Origin of the sequence: Streptomyces sp. NRRL S-31 (assembly GCF_000718775.1) — a bacterium.
Classification (GTDB): Bacteria; Actinomycetota; Actinomycetes; order Streptomycetales; family Streptomycetaceae; genus Streptomyces.
The window spans coordinates 17,837-36,818 of sequence record NZ_JOCB01000100.1; the positions used below are offsets into that span (position 1 = coordinate 17,837).

At 73.1% G+C, this 18,982-nt stretch carries 16 protein-coding genes; 3 read left to right on the top strand and 13 right to left on the bottom strand.

Going from position 1 to position 18,982, the window contains the following annotated elements; all coding sequences use genetic code 11:
* Nucleotides 1-37 precede the first annotated feature (37 nt).
* The 4 genes from IF37_RS0131125 to IF37_RS0131140 form a co-directional block, all read right to left on the bottom strand.
* Nucleotides 38-931: a xanthine dehydrogenase family protein subunit M gene (locus IF37_RS0131125; protein WP_030750131.1), complete on the bottom strand. Its 894-nt coding sequence runs from the start codon at nucleotides 929-931 to the stop codon at nucleotides 38-40.
* Between the two features lie 274 nt (nucleotides 932-1,205).
* Nucleotides 1,206-2,843 (bottom strand): beta-N-acetylhexosaminidase, encoded by a 1,638-nt coding sequence (locus IF37_RS0131130; RefSeq protein ID WP_030750139.1) that lies wholly within the window; start codon nucleotides 2,841-2,843, stop codon nucleotides 1,206-1,208.
* 211 nt (nucleotides 2,844-3,054) lie between these two features.
* A complete protein-coding gene (locus IF37_RS0131135) occupies nucleotides 3,055-3,336 on the bottom strand; it encodes a DUF3039 domain-containing protein (protein ID WP_030750141.1) in 282 nt (93 codons plus the stop codon).
* 29 nt (nucleotides 3,337-3,365) lie between these two features.
* Complete coding sequence (locus tag IF37_RS0131140; protein WP_030750144.1) at nucleotides 3,366-3,938, bottom strand: YqgE/AlgH family protein; 573 nt, start codon at nucleotides 3,936-3,938, stop codon at nucleotides 3,366-3,368.
* Between the two features lie 275 nt (nucleotides 3,939-4,213).
* Between IF37_RS0131140 and murA the strand changes: the two genes are divergently transcribed.
* Entirely contained in the window at nucleotides 4,214-5,554 is a 1,341-nt protein-coding gene (murA, locus tag IF37_RS0131145) for a UDP-N-acetylglucosamine 1-carboxyvinyltransferase (protein WP_030750147.1), read from the top strand.
* Nucleotides 5,555-5,729: 175 nt separating this feature from the next.
* Here murA and IF37_RS0131150 read toward each other — a convergent pair whose 3' ends face one another.
* The 8 genes from IF37_RS0131150 to IF37_RS0131185 all read right to left on the bottom strand — a co-directional run bounded on the left by IF37_RS0131150 (nucleotide 5,730) and on the right by IF37_RS0131185 (nucleotide 15,949).
* Nucleotides 5,730-6,011, bottom strand: coding sequence for an HU family DNA-binding protein (locus IF37_RS0131150; RefSeq protein WP_023550134.1), 282 nt, complete (start codon nucleotides 6,009-6,011; stop codon nucleotides 5,730-5,732).
* 324 nt (nucleotides 6,012-6,335) lie between these two features.
* Nucleotides 6,336-7,751, bottom strand: coding sequence for an NAD-dependent malic enzyme (locus IF37_RS0131155; protein WP_030750150.1), 1,416 nt, complete (start codon nucleotides 7,749-7,751; stop codon nucleotides 6,336-6,338).
* Nucleotides 7,752-8,148: 397 nt separating this feature from the next.
* Nucleotides 8,149-10,518, bottom strand: coding sequence for a UvrD-helicase domain-containing protein (locus IF37_RS0131160; RefSeq protein ID WP_030750153.1), 2,370 nt, complete (start codon nucleotides 10,516-10,518; stop codon nucleotides 8,149-8,151).
* 350 nt (nucleotides 10,519-10,868) lie between these two features.
* On the bottom strand, nucleotides 10,869-11,636 hold the full coding sequence (locus tag IF37_RS0131165) for an anti-sigma factor (protein WP_030750156.1): 768 nt from the start codon (nucleotides 11,634-11,636) through the stop codon (nucleotides 10,869-10,871).
* Nucleotides 11,637-11,698: 62 nt separating this feature from the next.
* Nucleotides 11,699-12,283: a sigma-70 family RNA polymerase sigma factor gene (locus IF37_RS0131170; RefSeq protein WP_030750159.1), complete on the bottom strand. Its 585-nt coding sequence runs from the start codon at nucleotides 12,281-12,283 to the stop codon at nucleotides 11,699-11,701.
* 116 nt (nucleotides 12,284-12,399) lie between these two features.
* The gene (locus IF37_RS0131175) at nucleotides 12,400-12,993 is read right to left on the bottom strand and encodes an ABATE domain-containing protein (protein ID WP_030750162.1); all 594 of its coding nucleotides are present in this window, start codon (nucleotides 12,991-12,993) and stop codon (nucleotides 12,400-12,402) included.
* Nucleotides 12,994-13,339: 346 nt separating this feature from the next.
* Nucleotides 13,340-14,491, bottom strand: a complete 1,152-nt coding sequence (locus IF37_RS0131180; protein ID WP_030750166.1) for a uroporphyrinogen-III synthase — start codon at nucleotides 14,489-14,491, stop codon at nucleotides 13,340-13,342.
* 87 nt (nucleotides 14,492-14,578) lie between these two features.
* Nucleotides 14,579-15,949, bottom strand: coding sequence for a NarK/NasA family nitrate transporter (locus tag IF37_RS0131185; protein WP_030750171.1), 1,371 nt, complete (start codon nucleotides 15,947-15,949; stop codon nucleotides 14,579-14,581).
* Between the two features lie 246 nt (nucleotides 15,950-16,195).
* On the opposite strand from IF37_RS0131185, the gene IF37_RS0131190 reads away from it, so the two are divergent.
* Nucleotides 16,196-16,525 carry a hypothetical protein gene (locus IF37_RS0131190; RefSeq protein WP_030750174.1) on the top strand — a complete coding sequence of 110 codons (330 nt, stop codon included), beginning with the start codon at nucleotides 16,196-16,198 and terminating at the stop codon, nucleotides 16,523-16,525.
* A gap of 96 nt (nucleotides 16,526-16,621) precedes the next feature.
* On the opposite strand, the gene IF37_RS0131195 is transcribed toward IF37_RS0131190, so the two are convergent.
* Nucleotides 16,622-17,602 (bottom strand): LysR family transcriptional regulator, encoded by a 981-nt coding sequence (locus IF37_RS0131195; protein ID WP_030750176.1) that lies wholly within the window; start codon nucleotides 17,600-17,602, stop codon nucleotides 16,622-16,624.
* A gap of 168 nt (nucleotides 17,603-17,770) precedes the next feature.
* Here IF37_RS0131195 and IF37_RS0131200 point away from each other — a divergent pair, with 168 nt between their 5' ends.
* A complete protein-coding gene (locus IF37_RS0131200; protein ID WP_052845472.1) occupies nucleotides 17,771-18,949 on the top strand; it encodes an MFS transporter in 1,179 nt (392 codons plus the stop codon).
* Nucleotides 18,950-18,982: the final 33 nt, after the last annotated feature.

An 18,982-nucleotide genomic window follows, 5' to 3' on the forward strand; every position in this document is an offset into this window, starting at 1 on the left:
CCGCCCTGGGGCGTGCCCTCTCCGTGCTGGTCGTCGGTCACGACAGCGCCCTCCCCAGTGCTCGTCGGGCCAGCGCGGCGACGGTGCGCCGCAGGTGCAGTACGGCGGGTGGAAGCGTGGGGACCGAACCGTCGGGTTCGGGCCCCGGATCGGGGATGCAGGCCGCTGCGACGTACTCGCCGAAGGCGTGCAGCGCCTCCGGGACGAGGGCGCGGTCGTTGTCCCAGTCGATGAGTCCGGCGATCCACTGCTCCGCCTCCAGGGGCCGCAGCGGCATCGGCGCTATGGCCCCGACGGCGCAGCGCACGCCGCGCCGGGCGGGGTCGAGGACGAGGGCCACGGAGGCCAGCGCGCGTCCCGGGCCGGTGCGGCCGGTGGCCTTCAGGAAGACCTGCGGGGCGTGCAGCAGCGGTACGCGCACGTAGCCGATGAGTTCGCCGCCGCGCAGCATGTCCACGCCGGCCAGCAGGTGCGACACCGGGATCTCCCGGCGGGCTCCGTCCCGGCCCGCGATGATCAGGGTCGCCTCCAGGGCGGCCAGCACCGGCAGCGCGTCCCCGGTGGGGGCGGCCGAGGCGATGTTGCCGCCCAGGGTGCCCGCGTTGCGGATGTGCGGCGGGCCCGCGGCGCGCGCGGCGGCGGCCAGCGCCGGGATCAGGGCCGCGAAGTCGGGGCGGCCCATGCGTGCGTGCGTGAGGCCCGCGCCGAGCAGCGCGTGGCCGTCCTGGTACTGCCAGCCGCGGATCTCGCTGATCCGGCCGAGGCCCACCAGCGCGGCGGGCCTGAGCTGACCGGAGTTGACGGCGGCCATGAGGTCGGTGCCGCCCGCGACGGGGACGGCGGTCGGCGTGGCGGCGAGGGCCGCCACGGCCTCGTCCAGCGTCGTGGGCAACGTGACGGCCTGCGCCGTCCGCGGTGCGTGCGTGGTCAAACCGGCTGCCCCTTCCCGCTGCCCCACCTGGTCCCGCCTGTGTTGCCGTACGGTACGTGCTGACAGGGCGGACGACGCAACTCTGGCACATCTTCGCAACGGCCGAACGCGGGGGTCCGCTAGGAGGCTTTCGCCCACTTCACCAGGGAGATGGTCTGGTTTGACACGGCATCACCGGTGCAGGCGGATTGCCACTCTTCGGTGATCCTGAAGGGGTTTCTCCGTTGCCTGTCCGTCAGCGGCCGAGCACGCCGGGGCACCGCCGCCCGCGCCGTCACCGGTTCGGCGGCGGTCCCTCGATCGGGCGGCCGAGCACACCGGGGCGGCGCTGCCAGGGGCGGGGTCCGGTGGGTGGCCGGTAGGCGACGCCGAGGGCGTCAAGTCGCCGGTAGTGGGCCGTCATCCGGCGTTCGAAGTCCGCGTAGTCCCGGTCGGCGGGGGCGGGCAGCGCGCTCCAGGCGACCTCGGCGAAGGCGGCGAGGCGGGGGAACGCCTGGTAGTCGACGCGCGCGGAGTCCTCCATCACCTCGGTCCACACGTTGGCCTGGGTGCCCAGCACCCGCCGGGCCTCCTCGCCGGTGAGCCCGGCCGGCACCGGCTCGAACCGGTAGACGTCCTCCAGGGTGCGCACGAAGCCGATCGGTACGGGCTCGTCCTCGCCCGGGGCCTGCCGGTGGTCCAGGTACACGTACTGCTCGGGGCACATGACCACGTCGTGGCCGGCCCGCGCGGCGGCGACCCCGCCCGCGTAACCGCGCCAGGAGGAGACGGCCGCGCCCGGCGCGAGCCCGCCCTCCAGGATCTCGTCCCAGCCGATGAGGCGGCGCCCGCGCGCGGCGAGCCAGGCGTCGAAGTGGCCGATGAACCAGGACTGGAGCGCGTTCTCGTCGGTGAGGCCGAGGTCCGCGATACGGGTCTTGGCGGTGACGGACTCGGTCCACTGCTCCTTGCGGCACTCGTCGCCGCCGATGTGGACGAACTCCGAGAAGCCGGCGGCGTCCGCCGGGAACATCTCCAGAATCTCCTCGAACACTCCTTCGTAGAAGCGCAGCGTGGTGTCGGTCGGGGCCAGTACGTTGGCGGAGATGCCCCAGGTGTCCCAGACGGAGAGGGCGGTGGTGTCCACGACGTCGGTGTTGCCGAGTTCCGGGTACGCGGCGATGGCGGCCTGCGAGTGACCGGGTACGTCGATCTCGGGGACGACGGCGATGTGCCGCTCGGCGGCGTAGGCGACGATCTCCCGGATGTCGTCCTGGGTGTAGTAACCGCCGTGCGGTTTCTCGTCCCACAGCGGCGAGGCGCGGTAGCCGAATTTCGTGCGCGGGCGCCAGGATGCGATTTCGGTCAACTTCGGGAAGCGTTTGATCTCGATCCGCCAGCCCTGGTCGTCCGTCAGGTGCAGGTGCAGCACGTTGAGTTTGTGCGCGGCCATCAGGTCCAGGTAGCGCAGCACGCCCTCCTTGGGCATGAAGTGCCGTGCGACGTCCAGGAGGAGGCCGCGCCAGCGGAACCGCGGGGCGTCCTCGACGACCCCGCCGGGCACGGCGAGGGCGGTGCCGGGCCGTACGGGAGCCCGCCGGAAGGCGTCGGGGCCGAGCAGCTGGCGCAGGGTCTGCGCCCCCCAGAAGACCCCCGCGGGCCCGCCGCCGCGGATCTCCACGCCCGCCCCGGCGGCGGCCCGCAGCCGGTACGCCTCCGGCGCCAGGGAGTCGTCCAGGAGCAGCCGCACGCCGTCGGGGGCGTCCCGCGGCCCGGGGCGCAGCGACAGGCCCAGGGCCGCGCCGAGCGTGCCGCGCAGCCAGCGTTCGGCGCGGTCGGTGCCCGGGCCGGCCCACAGCGTGGCGTCCCGGCCGAGCGGTACGCCCGGTCCGGTCGGCTCCTCGACGGCACACGGCGCCGGAATCAGTTCCACGTCATCAGCCCCTCACCCATGGCGCATTGCGTCCTGTGCAACACGCATTGCCCTGTGCACAACGCGTGCACAGCACCTCGAAGGCTAGGTACTGCGCCGGACCCCCACAAGAGGTCTGGACCAGTCGGCGGCCGGAGAACACGAAGGTCCCCGGGACGCGTACGACACGCGCCCCGGGGACCTCGGAGACAGCACCGGCCGAGCCGGGGACCTACTTCTTGTCGCCGCCCTTGTCCTCGCCGCCGCCGGCCATGGACTCGTAGATCTCCTTGCACATGGGGCACACCGGGTACTTCTTCGGGTCGCGGCCGGGCACCCAGACCTTGCCGCACAGCGCCACGACGGGGGTGCCGTCGAGGGCGCTCGCCATGATCTTGTCCTTCTGGACGTAATGGGCGAAGCGCTCGTGGTCACCGTCGCCGTGGGACACCTGTGGCGTCGGCTCTACGAGGGTCCCCGTACCAGTCCCGCGCTCGGGCTCAAGAGTGCTCATAACAGCCAGGGTACTGAAGCGCACAGGCATCAGTTGAGCGAAGGGTCGTCCGGATACGTGGCCACCATCGCCAGCTCCCCGCGCTGACGGCGCAGCACCTCGCGCCAGAGTCTCTCCGGGGCCGGCGAGGACACGTCACCCGGCTCGGACTCGACCACGTACCAGGCGCCTTCGACCAGCTCGTCCTCCAGTTGGCCGGGGCCCCAGCCGGCGTAACCGGCGAAGATCCGCAGGCTGCCCACGGCCGCCGCCAGCAGCTCCGGCGGCGCCTCCAGGTCGACCAGGCCGATCGCGCCGTACACCCGCCGCCAGCCGAGCGGGGTGCGGTCGCCGTCGGCGCCGCCCGGGATGACCGCCACGCCCAGCGCCGAGTCCAGCGACACCGGACCGCCCTGGAAGACCACACCGGGCTCGCCGGCGAGGTCGGCCCACCCCTCCAGGATGTCCCCGACGACCACCGGGGTGGGACGGTTCAGGACGACACCGAGGGATCCCTCCTCGTCGTGGTCGAGGAGGAGCACCACCGCGCGGTCGAAGTTCGGGTCCGCCAGGGCGGGAGTGGCCACGAGCAGCCGCCCTGTGAGCGAGGACACCTCGGTCATGCCAGACATGATCCCGCATCTTCCCCCGGAGTGGGGACCCAATCGGGGGCACGGGGGTGAAGCCCGCCCGGGCGCGGACACGCCCCCGGCGCACGCCCGGGACGCCGGTGACCCCATGTGCCGGACAGGGAACGGTTCGTGTTGTGACACACCCATGACGTGGCTGGCCGGGCCGTGGGCTTACGGGTGGGGGGTAAGAGGCGATTACCCTGTCTTCCCGGCCCCTGCGCACAATGATCGGCCGTCCCTGACCAACTCATCGGAACGCGAGATTCATGACCGTCAACGACGATGTCCTGCTTGTCCACGGCGGAACCCCGCTGGAGGGCGAGATCCGTGTCCGCGGTGCGAAGAACCTCGTACCGAAGGCCATGGTCGCCGCCCTGCTGGGCAGCGCGCCGAGCCGACTGCGCAATGTTCCGGACATCCGTGACGTGCGGGTCGTCCGCGGCCTGCTCCAGCTGCACGGGGTGACGGTCCGTCCGGGCGAGGAGCCCGGCGAACTGGTGCTGGACCCGACGCACGTCGAGAGCGCCAACGTGGCCGACATCGATGCCCACGCGGGTTCCAGCCGTATCCCGATCCTCTTCTGCGGACCGCTGCTGCACCGTCTCGGCCACGCGTTCATCCCCGGCCTGGGCGGCTGCGACATCGGCGGCCGGCCCATCGACTTCCACTTCGACGTGCTGCGGCAGTTCGGCGCGTCCATCGAGAAGCGGGCGGACGGGCAGTACCTGGAGGCGCCCAAGGGCCTGCGCGGCACGAAGATCCGGCTGCCGTACCCGTCCGTCGGCGCCACCGAGCAGGTGCTGCTGACGGCCGTGCTGGCCGAGGGCGTGACCGAGCTGTCCAACGCGGCCGTCGAGCCGGAGATCGAGGACCTCATCTGCGTGTTGCAGAAGATGGGCGCGATCATCGCGATGGACACCGACCGCACGATCCGCATCACCGGTGTGGACAAGCTCGGCGGCTACACCCACCGCGCCCTGTCGGACCGCCTGGAGGCCGCCTCCTGGGCGTCCGCCGCGCTGGCGACCAACGGCAACATCTACGTCCGCGGCGCCCAGCAGCGGTCGATGATGACCTTCCTGAACACCTACCGCAAGGTGGGCGGCGCCTTCGAGATCGACGACGAGGGCATCCGCTTCTGGCACCCCGGCGGGCAGCTGAAGTCCATCGCCCTGGAGACGGACGTGCACCCCGGCTTCCAGACGGACTGGCAGCAGCCGCTGGTGGTGGCCCTGACCCAGGCCACGGGCCTGTCCATCATCCACGAGACGGTGTACGAGTCCCGGCTCGGCTTCACCTCCGCGCTGAACCAGATGGGCGCGCACATCCAGCTCTACCGCGAGTGCCTGGGCGGCTCGGACTGCCGTTTCGGCCAGCGCAACTTCCTGCACTCCGCGGTCGTCTCCGGACCCACCAAGCTCCAGGGCGCCGACCTGGTCATCCCCGACCTGCGCGGCGGCTTCTCGTACCTCATCGCGGCCCTGGCCGCCGAGGGCACGTCCCGGGTGCACGGCATCGAGCTGATCAACCGCGGCTACGAGAACTTCATGGAGAAGCTCGTGGAACTGGGCGCGAAGGTCGAGCTGCCGGGCAAGGCCCTCGGCTAGCCTCCGCGCGCTCCCGCGCACGCCGAAAAGGGCGGCCCCCCTCGGAAGGGGGCCGCCCTTTTCGGCGTCTTCGGCTGAGGCACGCCCCCAGGAGGCGCGGGAACTGCGTGACCGGCCACATCGGACCCGCAGTCGCCCACGACGCTCAGGTGGGCCGGCGCTCGAAGCGGAGCGCTTACTTGCCCTTGGCGGCTTCCTTGAGCTTGCTGCCCGCGGTGACCTTCACGCTGTAGCCGGCCGGGATGTTGATGGGCTCGCCGGTCTGCGGGTTGCGCGCGGTGCGAGCGGCACGGTGGGTGCGCTCGAAGGTCAGGAAGCCAGGGATGGTGACCTTCTCGTCGCCCTTGGCGACGATCTCGCCGACGGTCTCGGCGAACGCGGCCAGCACGGCGTCGGCGTCCTTGCGGGTCACCTCGGCACGGTCGGCCAGCGCGGCCACCAGCTCACTGCGGTTCATGTTGTTACTCCCGTGTCTTTCTTGCCGTTGGGGTGTGCCACGGCGGCGGAGCCGCCCGAGGCACTGCGATGCCGATGCGCTCGCGCCCTTGCGGGTGCCCCCGGGGGACGGAGTCCCTGAGGGAGCATCCTGCCCCTACCTGCGGCGGGAAAGCCAATCCGGCACCCGTAGGAGTCGTGAGAACACCCTGGGGAGTCACACGAAAAGCGCCCGCTCGGCCGTCACCCTAGAGCGCGCCCGGCATCCGCCGGTTCCACGACGCGCCGGGGCGGGGGGCCGCCGTGGTGATCCTCACAGCCCCCCGCACCGTGCGTCACGCCGGACTCAGGCGGTCACGCCGGCCGCCTTGGCGGCCTCCCGGACCGCCCCGGCGACCGCGCCCGCGACCTTGTCGTTGAAGACGCTGGGGATGATGTAGTTCGGGTTCAGCTCGTCCTCGGTCACCACGTCGGCCAGGGCGTGCGCGGCGGCGAGCATCATCTCGGTGTTCACCGTGTGGGACTGGGCGTCCAGCAGACCGCGGAAGACGCCCGGGAAGACCAGCACGTTGTTGATCTGGTTCGGGAAGTCGGAGCGGCCGGTGGCCACGACGGCCGCCGTCTGCCGGGCGATCGCCGGGTCGACCTCGGGGTCCGGGTTCGCGAGCGCGAACACGATGGCGTCGTCGGCCATGGCCGCCACGTCGTCGCCGTCCAGGACGTTCGGGGCCGAGACGCCGATGAAGACGTCGGCGTCGCGGACGGCCTCCTTCAGGGTGCCCGTCAGGCCCTCGGGGTTGGTGTTGTCGGCGATCCAGCGCAGCGGGGAGTCGGCCTGGGCGTCCACCAGGTCCTCGCGGCCCGCGTGCACGACACCGTGGATGTCGGCGACCACGGCGTTCTTGACGCCGGCGGCGATCAGCAGCTTCAGGATGGCCGTACCGGCGGCGCCGGCGCCGGACATGACGACCCGGATGTTCTCGATCGCCTTGTCCGTGACGCGCAGCGCGTTGGTCAGGGCGGCGAGCACCACGATGGCGGTGCCGTGCTGGTCGTCGTGGAAGACGGGGATGTCGAGGGCCTCGCGCAGCCGGGCCTCGATCTCGAAGCAGCGCGGCGCGGAGATGTCCTCCAGGTTGATGCCGGCGAAGCCGGGCGCGATCGCCTTGACGATCTCCACGATCGCGTCGGTGTCCTGGGTGTCCAGGCAGAGCGGCCAGGCGTCGATGCCGGCGAACCGCTTGAAGAGGGCCGCCTTGCCCTCCATGACGGGCAGCGCGGCCTTGGGGCCGATGTTGCCGAGGCCGAGCACGGCGGAACCGTCCGTCACGACCGCAACGGAGTTGCGCTTGATGGTGAGGCGGCGGGCGTCCTCGGGGTTCTGGGCGATCGCCATGCAGACGCGGGCCACACCCGGCGTGTAGATCATGGAGAGGTCGTCACGGTTGCGGATGGGGTGCTTCGACGCCATCTCGATCTTGCCGCCGAGGTGCATCAGGAACGTACGGTCGGAGACCTTGCCCAGCGTGACGCCCTCGATGCCGCGCAGCTTCTCGACGATCTCGTCGGCGTGCGCGGTCGAGGAGGCCGCGATGGTGACGTCGATACGGAGCTTCTCGTGGCCGGACGCGGTGACGTCGAGGCCGGTGACCGAGCCTCCGGAGGACTCCACGGCGGTGGTGAGCTGCGAGACGGCCGTTCCGCTCGCGGGCACCTCCAGCCGGATCGTCATCGAGTAGGAGACGCTGGGCGCCGTTGCCATGGCCGACTTCCTCTGCTTTCACCGTGTCGCGAGTTGTGCCGTCCGATCGTCGCACCTACCGCCGAGTACGCGGTAGCCGCCCTGGGTTGCGGACGTTTTGTTCACGCGAGCGTCTGCACTTGATACGCATCTGGATACGCATTTTCGGAAAACTACTTCCACCATACGAGAAACAGTCGAGAGTGGAAAGGGCCCTCCGGAACAAAGAAGGAGGCCCACGTCACATCCGTGACGTGGGCCTCCACGTTCATGACACCGACCCGCCATGCTCGCCTCGCGGCAAGTGGTCGCTCGTAGCGACGAAGGTTGGGCCCGGGGGCTTGGATCGGGCCGGTGCCACACCCAGGCTAACAAACGTCTGCGGGAAGCCATTCCCCCTGCGCCGAGTTCACTGCGATCAGTCCCTGAGCAGATCCGGAACGCCCGCCGTGTCCGGCTCGTCCCGCTCCCCCGAGACCACGGTCAGCTGCTGGGTGGCCCTGGTCAGCGCCACGTACAGCACCCGCAGCCCGGCCGGTGACTCGTCGGCGATCTCCGCCGGGGAGACGACGACCGTCGCGTCGTACTCCAGGCCCTTCGCCTCCAGGCTGCCGAGCGCCACCACCCGGTCGCCCAGTCCGGCCAGCCAGCGCCGGGCCTCCTCGCGCCGGTTCATCGCCACGACCACGCCGACCGTGCCGTCCACCAGGGCGAGCAGCCGCTCGGCCTCGTACCGCACGGTCGCCTCCAGCGAGTCCCGTACGACCGTGAAGCGCGGCTCGACCCCCGTGGACCTGACCGCGCGCGGCGCCTCGGAACCGGGCATGGCGAGGGCCAGCACCCGGGCGGCCAGCTCGGCGATCTCGGACGGGTTGCGGTAGTTCACGGTGAGCTGGAAGCGGCGCCGGGGCCGGGTGCCGAGCGCCTCGTCGCGTGCCTCGGCCGCCTCGTCCGGGTCGGACCAGGAGGACTGCGCCGGGTCGCCGACCACCGTCCAGGTGGCGTGCCGGCCGCGCCGGCCGACCATGCGCCACTGCATCGGGGTCAGGTCCTGCGCCTCGTCCACGATGACGTGCGCGTACTCGGTGCGCTCCTGCGCCAGCCGCTCGGCCCGCTCGCGCTGCGACTCCTCGCGCACCGGCATCAGCTCCTCCAGGCCGGTGAGCTGGTCCAGCGGGTCCAGCTCACGCTTCCGGCGGGGCCGGGCGGGCGCGCCGAGGATCGCCTGGAGCTCGTCGAGCAGGGCGATGTCGTGCACGGAGGAGCCGTCCCGGCGCAGCGAGCGGGCGACCTTGCGGACCTCGCCGGGGTTGAGGACGCGCCGGGCCCAGCGGCCGAGCCGCTTCTCGTCGGCCATGGCGGCGAGCACGGCCTTCGGGGTCAGCTCGGGCCACCAGGCGTTCAGGAAACCGATGAAGGAGTCCTCGCCGGTGACGTCCTCGTCGAAGGACGAGCGCAGCTCGGCGGCCAGTTCGGGGTCGCTGTGCCGGGTGGCGCCGCCGGACTTGGCCCACAGGGCGTCCAGCAGCAGCTTGCGGGCGCGCGGGCGGAGCAGGTTGACGGGCGCGGTGCCGCCGAGGGCGGTACGGCGGACGTGCTCCAGCTCGTCGGCCTCCAGTTCGAGCCGGCGTCCGAAGGCGACGACCCGCAGGCGGGACGGCGGCCCGTCGGGCGTCCGCGGCCCGTCGTCGTCGGCGTCGTCGTCGGCGACGGCCGCTCCGGTGAGCGCCGGTCCCAGTTCCAGGGCGCCCCGGGCGGCCTTCCGCAGCACCTTGAGCATCCGGTACGAGCCCTTGGCGCGGGCCACGGCCGGAGAGTCGTAGAGGGTCGCCTCCACACCGTCGACCAGGGAGCCGATCGCGCGGATCGCGACCTGGCCCTCCTCGCCGAGCGAGGGCAGCACGCCCTCGGTGTAGGCGACGAGCAGCGGGGTCGGCGAGACGATCAGGATGCCGCCCGCGTAGCGTCTGCGGTCCTGGTAGAGCAGGTAGGCGGCGCGGTGCAGGGCGACGGCCGTCTTGCCGGTGCCCGGGCCGCCCTCGACGTAGGTGACGGAGGCGGCGGGGGCCCGGATGACCAGGTCCTGCTCGGCCTGGATGGACGAGACGATGTCCCGCATGGTGTGGCCGCGGGCCTGGCCGAGGGCGGCCATCAGGGCGCCGTCGCCGATGACGGGCAGCTCGCTGCCGTCGAGGAAGGCCGTCAGCTCCGGCCGCATCAGGTCGTCCTCGACACCGAGCACGCGGCGCCCCTTGGACCGGATCACCCGGCGCCGCACCACCCGTCCCGGCTCCACGGGCGTGGCCCGGTAGAAGGGCGCGGCGGCGGGCGCCCGCCAGTCGATGACCAGCGGGGAGTAGTCCTGGTCCAGGACACCGATGCGGCCGATGTGCAGGGTCTCGGCGATGTCGGCGGTGTTGTCGGACCGCACGGCCCCCTCGGCCGGCTCGACCGCCGTGTAGGCGCCGTCGGGCCCCTTCTTGCCGTCCTTGCCGCGCAGCAGGTCGATCCTGCCGAAGAGGAAGTCCTCGAACTCGTTGTTGAGCCGGTTCAGGTGGACGCCGGCCCGGAAGACCTGGGCGTCCCGCTCGGCGAGCGCGCCCGGGGTGCCGACCTGGCCGCGCTGGGCCGCGTCGTGCATGAGGAACTCGGCCTCGTGGATCTTCTCCTCGAGCCGCCGGTACACCCGGTCCAGGTGTTCCTGTTCGACGCTGATCTCTCGGTCACGGACGGAATCGGGTGCGTCGTGTACCGAGCCGACCGCGGACTGCTGAACCTGAGCGGCCACCGGGCCCCCTTCTGACGTGCTGGGCAGCCGTCAACCGTACGCGAAGGGGACCCGTCAAAGCTACGGGACGGCGACTTGGCGGCGCCCGGGAGCGCCGCTCCGGGGTACGTGTGTCCTAGGTCCTGTCGTCAAACTCCCGCCGTCCGCCCGGAGGGCGGGCCTCGCGGCGTCAGGTGCGTGCTCTGGGGGTCCCCCCGGCCGAAGGCTGGGGGAGTGCCGGGCCCCGTCCCTCGTACTGGACGTACTTGGGTCGGGACCCGGTGCGGCGAGTGGGGGCACCTCCCACGCCCTTAAGGCAGTGGGGGAGCGTGCATGGCGTCGCGAGGCAGGCGGGAGTTTGACGACAGGGCCTAAGCGTCCACCTGCACCAGCTTCCTCCCCTCGAACGTCACCACCTCGAAGTGGTCGATCTCGTTCGGCTGGAAGGCCGCCGCTCCGCCGATGTACAGCGGTTTCCTGGCGTTCTCGCTCGTGGCGTCCGGCATGCCGTACCCCCAGTCCGGCACCGACCACGACGACATGGTCACGCGCTGCCCGTTCTTGGCGACGAGCACCAGGGAGCACTTCAGCGGGCCCTTGACGTTCTTCAGCTCCAGCACCGCCTGGGTGCCCCAGTCCTTCGGGGCCAGCGCGACGGTCGCGCTGACGTGCGTCGCCGCGTCCGTGGCGGACTTCTTGTCGGGCATCGTCCGGAACGTCGCCTGGGCCGGCGTCGCGGTGACCCGGCCGTCCCCGTCCGAGCCGCCGTCCACCGCGACCGCGGCCAGCGGCCCGGCGATGATCAGCGCGGCCGCCGCCGCGACCAGGTAGAAGCCGCGCCGGCGCTTGCGGGCGCGGCTCTCGGCCACCTCGTCGACCAGCTTCTCCACCAGTCGCGGAGCGGGCCGGGCGGACAGCGAGTCACCGATCGCGGGGGTGCCGCCGGAGCCCGGCAGGTCCGCGAGCGCGGCGAGCATCGGCTCCATCCCGGCCAGTTCGTCCAGCTGCCGGGCGCACCACTCGCAGCCGGCCAGGTGCGCCTCGAAGGCGGTCGCCTCGGCGTCGTCGAGGATGCCGAGGGCGTAGGCGCCGACGGTCTCGTGCTCGCTCGGCACCGGGGGTCCCTGACTGGGGCTCATGGGGCCAGACATACCCGGACCTCCCGGTCCGAATCCCTGCATTCCCCCGTATCCGCTGCTCATCACGCCGTCACCCCCCGCTCCTCCAGTGCCAGCTTCATCGACCGCAGGGCGTAGAACACCCGGGAACGCACCGTCCCGCTGGGTATGCCCAGTGTCTCGGCCGCCTCGTTGACGGTACGCCCTTTGAAGTACGTCTCGACGAGCACCTCCCGGTGGGCCGGGGTCAGGTCGTCGAGCGCGTCCGACAGCGTCATCAGCCACAGCGCCTTGTCGATCTCGTCCTCCGCGGGGATGACCTCCAGCGGCGACGGATCGACCTCCTGCGGCCGGGCCTGCCGGCTGCGGTGGCCGTCGATGACGATGCGGCGTGCGACCGTCACCAGCCAGGGGCGTACCGAACCGGTCGCCCGATTGAGCTGACCGGCGTTCTTCCAGGCACGGATGAGCGTTTCCTGTACGACGTCCTCGGCGCGCTGCCGGTCACCGGCGACCAGCCGCAGAACGTAGGCGAGCAGGGGGCCGGCGTGTTCCCGGTACAGCGCGCGCATCAACTCCTCGTCCGGCTCCGAGGGCTGGGGGGACATGCGATGTCGGGCCTTCGCTCCGCGTTCATTGGCCACGGCCGCATCCTTGCGCACGCCCACCTCCGGTGTCCGGGGGTTCCCCCAGTCGGTCGCTCGCCCACCCGTACGGACCGGGGTCGCCGGGTGTTCAAACCGCAAGTGGCGCATTTCCCGGGGCGGCTTCCCGCCGCGGTCCTTCAGGCCCGGCTGAGCGCGGCCCGCCGCCGGTGCCGGGCGACCCGCTCCCGGTTGCCGCACACCTCGCTGGAGCACCAGCGGCGGCGCCGTCCGCGGGAGGTGTCCAGGTACACCAGGGGGCAGTTGTCGCCCTCGCACTCCCGTACGGCGGTCCGCGCGACGGGATCGGTGACCAGTTCCACGGCGTCCCGCGCGATCACGGCGAGCAGCGCGGCGCAGCCGGGCGGTGCCGCCAGTTCCCGTACCAGGGTGCCGTCCCGCCCCGGTACGGCGAGCGGGACCGGGGTCGCGGCCCGGGCGACCTCGTTGACCCGCCCGAGCGCGGGCCCGCACGCCGGTGTCTCGGTGCCCAGCACGCCCCGCACCAGGAGCCCGATGCCGCACCGCAGTTCCCGGAAGGCGGCCGGCCAGGACCCGTCGGCGTGCCCGAGCGGCGTGCCGGCCGGCACCAGCCCGGCCCCCCCGATCCACGCGCACAACGCCCCCACACCGTCCAGGCGTTCGCGTGGGTGCCGGGTGGCGAGCAGGTCCAGACACACCCGGCCCGCGTCGAACCGCGGCTCGTACGCGGGCGTGGCGCCAACGAGTGCCATGTGCCGGTCACCGCCTAGGCAGAAACGGTGCGGGATCGTGTGGCCGCCGTGCGGACGGGGACCCCGCCCCGCGCCCCGCCCCTCCCACAGTGCCCGCCCGGAGGATGCGCCGGAACCCCCCTTACCGGCCCCGTTGACGGAACCGCCCGGCACGCCCGCCCGGAACCCGGAGACGTCCTCGTCCGAAGCCCGGTGACGTTCCCGCCCGGAACGGACGGCGCTCCGGCACGGACGGCGCTCCGGCACGGACCCGAACGGCGTACCCGCACGGAACCGGGACGACGGCCGGCACCACGGCCCGGGTACGCCCGAGGGAGCCACGGGTCGGCGGACCGGCCCGGCAGGGCTACGCGTCCGCGTACTTGGCGTCCGACGCCGGGTCGAGGGAGAGGCGGTAGCCCCGCTTCACCACCGTCTGGATCAGCTTCGGCGTGCCGAGGGCCGTGCGGAGGCGGGCCATCGCCGTCTCGACGGCGTGTTCGTCGCGGCCCGCGCCGGGCAGCGCCCGGAGCAGGTCGGCGCGGGGCACCACCCAGCCGGGGCGGCGGGACAGCGCGCGCAGGAGGGCCATGCCGGCCGGGGGGACCGGCCTCAGGTCGCCGTCGACCAGGACCGCATGGCCGCGGATCTCCATCCGGTGACCGGCGACCGGCAACGACCGCGCCCGGGTGGGGAGTTCCTGGCACAGCAGCTGTACCAGGGGGCCCAGGCGGAAGCGTTCCGGCTGGACCGTGTCCACCCCGCGGGCCTGGAGCGGGAGCGCGGTGACCGGGCCCACACAGGCCGGCAGGACATCGTGCGACAGGGCGGAGAGCAGCTCCGCCAGCAGGCCGCGGTCCTCCGCGCGGGAGAGCAGGGACGCCGCGGCGGGGGCGCTGGTGAAGGTCAGGGCGTCCACCCCGTGGGCGACGGCCGCGTCGAGGAGCCGGTCCAGGGGACCGAGGTCCTCGGGAGGCATCCAGCGGTACACCGGCACCGGCAGCACCTGGGCCCCGGCGGCCCGCAGCGACTCGATGAAACCGGGCAGGGGCTCGCCGTGCAGCTGGACGGCTATGCGGTCGCCGTCGACGCCCTCCTCCAGGAGGCGGTCGAGCACCTCGGCCAGGGACTCCGAGGAGGGCGACCAGTCCTCGGTCAGGCCCGCCGCGCGGATCGCGCCCTTGACCTTCGGGCCGCGGGCCAGCAGCCGTACCCCGCGCAGCCGGTCCAGCAGCAGCTCGCCGAGGCCCCAGCCGTCGGCGGCCTCGACCCAGCCCCGGAAGCCGATCGCGGTGGTGGCCACCACGACGTCCGGCACCTGGTCGATGATCTCCTTGGTGGCGGCGAGCAGTTCGCCGTCGTCGGCGAGCGGCACGATCCGCAGGGCGGGCGCGTGCAGGACGGTGGCGCCGCGCCGCTGGAGCAGGGCGCCCAGCTCGTCGGCCCGGCGCGCGGCCGTGACCCCCACCGTGAATCCGGCGAGGGGACCGTGCTCGGGCTGCTGCTCTTCGTCGTACATGAGGCTCTCCTCGCTGACCGGCACGCCGATCGAGCCTGTCAACACCGCGTGACGGACTCGGTTAGACCCTATGTCACCGGTGTTCCCTCACACCTCGGCATGGCTGAGCCGCTTCTTGCCCTCCGGGGCCGCAGTGGCCGTCACCCGCCGGGCCGGACGGCGGACGTACACGGCCCAGGTGACCGCGAAGCAGACGCCGTAGAAGGCGAGGAAGGCGACGAACGCGCCGGTGCCGGAGCCGTAGGCGAGGAAGGACTGCCGGAAGGCGAGGTTGATGCCGACGCCGCCGAGCGCGCCGACCGCGCCGATCAGCCCCATGGCGGCGCCGGACAGCCGCCGGCCGTGGGCGACGGCCGCCTCCCCCTCCAGCCCCCTGGCCAGCGCCTTCGCCTGGAAGATGCCGGGGATCATCTTGTACGTCGACCCGTTGCCGAGGCCGCTGAGCATGAACAGGACCACGAAGACGGCCACGAACGGCGGCAGCGACCCGCGCAGGCCGGCCGCGATGAGCACGGCGGTGGCGACGGCCATGCCCACGTAGTTCCACAGGGTGATGCGGGCGCCGCCGAAGCGGTCGGCGAGCCGGCCGCCGACCGGCCGGACGAGGGAGCCGAGCAGCGGGCCGATGAAGGTGAGGTACGCCGCCTGGAGCGGGGTCCGGCCGAACTGGTTCGTCAGCACCTGGCCGAAGGCGAAGCTGTAGCCGATGAACGAGCCGAAGGTGCCGACGTAGAGGAGCGCCATGATCCACGTGTGGGCGTCCTTCGCGGCGTCCACGGCCGCGCCGGTGTCGGTCCGCACCGAGGCGAGGTTGTCCATGAACAGCGCGGCGCACACGGCGGCCACGACGATCAGCGGGATGTAGATGCCGAGCAGCACGCGCGGGCCGCCGCCCGCGCCGATGACCCAGAGCGCGACGAGCTGGATCACCGGCACCCCTATGTTGCCGCCGCCCGCGTTGAGCCCGAGCGCCCAGCCCTTCTCGCGCAGCGGGAAGAAGGCGTTGATGTTGGTCATGGAGGAGGCGAAGTTGCCGCCTCCGATACCGGCCAGCAGGCCCACCAGCAGGAAGGTGGTGAAGGACGTCCCCGGCTCCATGACGAGGAACGCGGCGATGGTCGGGACGAGCAGCAGCCCGGCGGAGAGGACCGTCCAGTTCCGGCCGCCGAAGACCGCCACGGCGAAGGTGTACGGCACCCGGACCACCGCGCCGACCAGGGTGACCACCGAGGTCAGCAGGAACTTGTCGGCGGGGGTGAGGCCGTACTCCGGGCCCATGAACAGGACCAGCACGGACCACAGGGTCCAGACGGAGAAGCCGATGTGCTCGCTGAGCACGGAGAACCACAGGTTGCGGCGGGCGGTGCGTTCCCCGGTCGCCTTCCAGAACGCCACGTCCTCCGGGTCCCAGCGCTCGATCCAGCGGCCACTGCGACGGGTTGGGGCTGGGGCTGTCATCACGCCTCCACGGTGCTCCGGCGGCTCGGTCTGCCGACCACTGACTTCAGCCCGACGGTAGGGACGACGCGTTTCCTGCCTGTGGCCGCGGGTGACCGGAAGGGAACGTTGCTCTCACTCGGCCACGGGGCGGCCGGTGAGGGGGCCGGTGAGGCGGCCGGTGAGGGGGGCCCGCGCGGCGGACAAAGCTCTGGAACTCCTCAAGTGGGGTGAAGGCGGCGACGTCCTGCGGACACCATGACCCGTATGAGGGGATTCGCGGGACGCACGCACGACAGCGTGCTGGTCATCAGGGACTCCGACGTCATCGTGGCGGCACTGCGCGAGGCGTTGGCCGGGGCTTCGGAGGAGGAGAGGCCGGGGCTGGAGCGGGCCGTCGCGCTCGCCGGTGCCACCGCCGGTGCGGGCGAGGGACGACTGCGCGCCGACTGGGTCCGGGCCCGGCTGGCCGGCGTCGGATTCACCGGGGACGTCGCCTCCGTCGCCGCCATCAAGGCACTGCGCCAGGCCGAGCCGGGTCTGAGCCTGCTCGCCGCGGTCCAGTTGCAGAAGGAGGCGGTGGCCCACCCGGGCTAGGTTCCGCCCGGCCGGAAGCGGGCGCGCGGTTCCGCCCGGCCGGGAGCGTTCGCGCGGTTCCGCCCGGCCGGTAGCGGTAGCGGCGGCGGGTCGCCGTCATGCGCGGGCGCTCATCACCTCCTCGTCCGCGTCCGGCAGCCATCCGCCGGCCGGCCGCCGCAGCCAGCCCTCCGCCCGGGCGATCCCGGCCGCCGCCCGGCGCAGCGCGGTCAGCCCGGGGTGGGTCAGGCCCTTGCGCCACACCAGGGAGACGGGCGACAGCGGGACCGGGTCGACGAGGGGACGCCGTACCGTGCCGGGCAGGGCCGGGAAGTCGACGACGGCCAGCACCGGGTTCCCGGTCTTCGCCAGGACGCGGCCGGACTCCTCCCGCCCGACGGCCACCGGAGCGGGCGGGGCCGGCCGGACGCCCCGGGGCTCGAACAGGCGCCGGGCCAGGTCGGTCCACTCCCGGGTGCCCGGATTGCCGGCGCCGGCGTACACCGTCTCCCCCGCCAGCGCGGACACCGGCACCTCGGCCGAGGCCGCCAGCGGGTGGTCCTCGGGCAGCACCACGGCCATCGGCTCGTACCGCACCGGCTGCTGCTCCAGGCCGGCGCGGAGGGCCGGGTCCAGACCGGCGAAGCGGCCGAAGGAGGCGTCCAGGCGACCGGCCAGCAGTTCGGCGGCGGCCCCGGTGAGACCGCTCTCGTAGCGGGCCATCAGTTCGCAGTCGGGGGCGAGCCGCCGCGCCCGGTGCAGCACGCGCCCGCCGGTGCCCAGGCCCGCCGTGTTGACGTCGACCAGCAGCGGGCGGGCCTGGCCGGCGGCGAACGCGGCGAGCAGGTCGTCCTGGGCGGCGAGGACCCGGCGTGCCAGCGGCAGCAGGCGTTCGCCGTCGGAGGTCAGGGAGACCTGCCGGGTGGTCCGCAGGAACAGTTCGGCGCCCAGCTCCCGCTCCAGCCGCCGTACGTCCCGGCTGAGTGCCTGCTGGGCGATGTACAGGCGGGCGGCGGCCCGGGTGAAGTGCAGTTCCTCGGCGACGGCGACGAAGGCGCGCAGCAGGCGGGGGTCCGGGTGGACGGCGGGGGCGGGCATGACGGCGAACTTACAACGCCAGTGCGTCAATCGGCGTCCGGCAGGTGTTGGACCGGGTGATCCGCTTCCTGTGACCGTTGACCCGTGCCACGACAGACCACACGGGAGAGCCCGAGACGGACCCGGACCGGACGACCGCGCACCGGTGGCTACCGGCGTCTCCTCGCCCTGCCCGGCGCCCGCGCCTTCACCGCCGGCAACCTGCTGGCCCGCCTGCCCACCGGCATGTTCAGCGTGAGCGCGGTCGTGATGATCGCCGGTTCCCGGGGCTCGTACGCCCTCGCCGGCGCCGTCACCGCGACCGGGCTGGCGGCCACCGCGCTGGCCGGTCCCTGGCTGGCCCGGCTGGTCGACCGGCACGGACAGGCCCGGGTCGCGCTGCCGGCCACGGTCGTCTCCGTGCTCGGCAGCCTCGCGCTGCTGCTGTGCGTCCGCTGGGAGGCCCCCGACTGGACCCTGTTCGCCGGTTACGCCGGCACCGCGGCCACCCCCAACATCGGCGGCCTGTCCCGCGCCCGCTGGGCCCATCTGCTGCGGGACGATCCCGGCGCGCTGCACGCGGCGAACGCGTTCGAGCAGGCCGCGGACGAGCTGTGCTTCATGCTCGGGCCGGTGCTCGCCTCCTTCCTCACCGGGACGTTCTTCCCGGAGGCGGGCACCCTCGCCGGGGCGGTGCTGCTGCTGGCCGGGATGGTGCTGTTCACCGCCCAGCGGGCGACCGAGCCGCCGCCGCGGGCCCGTTCGAAGGCGCCGTCGCCGTTGCGCGCCCGGGGCGTCCCGGCGCTGCTGACCTGCTGCGTGGCGACCGGCGCGGTGTTCGGTTCGATGGAGGTCGTCACGATCGCCTGCGCCGACGCGTGGGGGCGGCGCGCGGCGGCGGGCGCCGTGCTCGCCCTCCAGGCGGCCGGCTCGTGCGCGGCGGGGCTGGCGTACGGGGCGCTGCGGCCGGCCGGTCCCCGGCTGACCCGCTGCCTGGCCGCGATGGCCGTCCTCATGGCGCTGCCGTGGGCGGCGGCCCGCGCCGGCTCGCTCCTGGTGCTGGCCGGTGCGCTGCTGGTCGCGGGCATGGCGACCGCGCCCACCATGGTGACGGTGATGTCCCTGGTGCAGCGGCGCACCCCGGCCGACCGGCTGAACGAGGGCATGAGCCTGATGGTGACCGGGCTGCTCGCCGGCATCGCGTGCGGCTCGGCGGCGGGCGGCTGGGCGACGGAGCACCTCTCCCCCGTCACCGCCTTCGCCGTGCCGGTGGCGGCGGCCGTCTCGGCGCTGCTGGTCCGGTTGGCGTCGGAGGCCGTGGGGCGCGTCGGCGCGCGGCGGAGCAGGCCGGCCCACCGGCAGGCGTGACCCGCGACGCGTCCGACATCGCCGAGGTCCGGG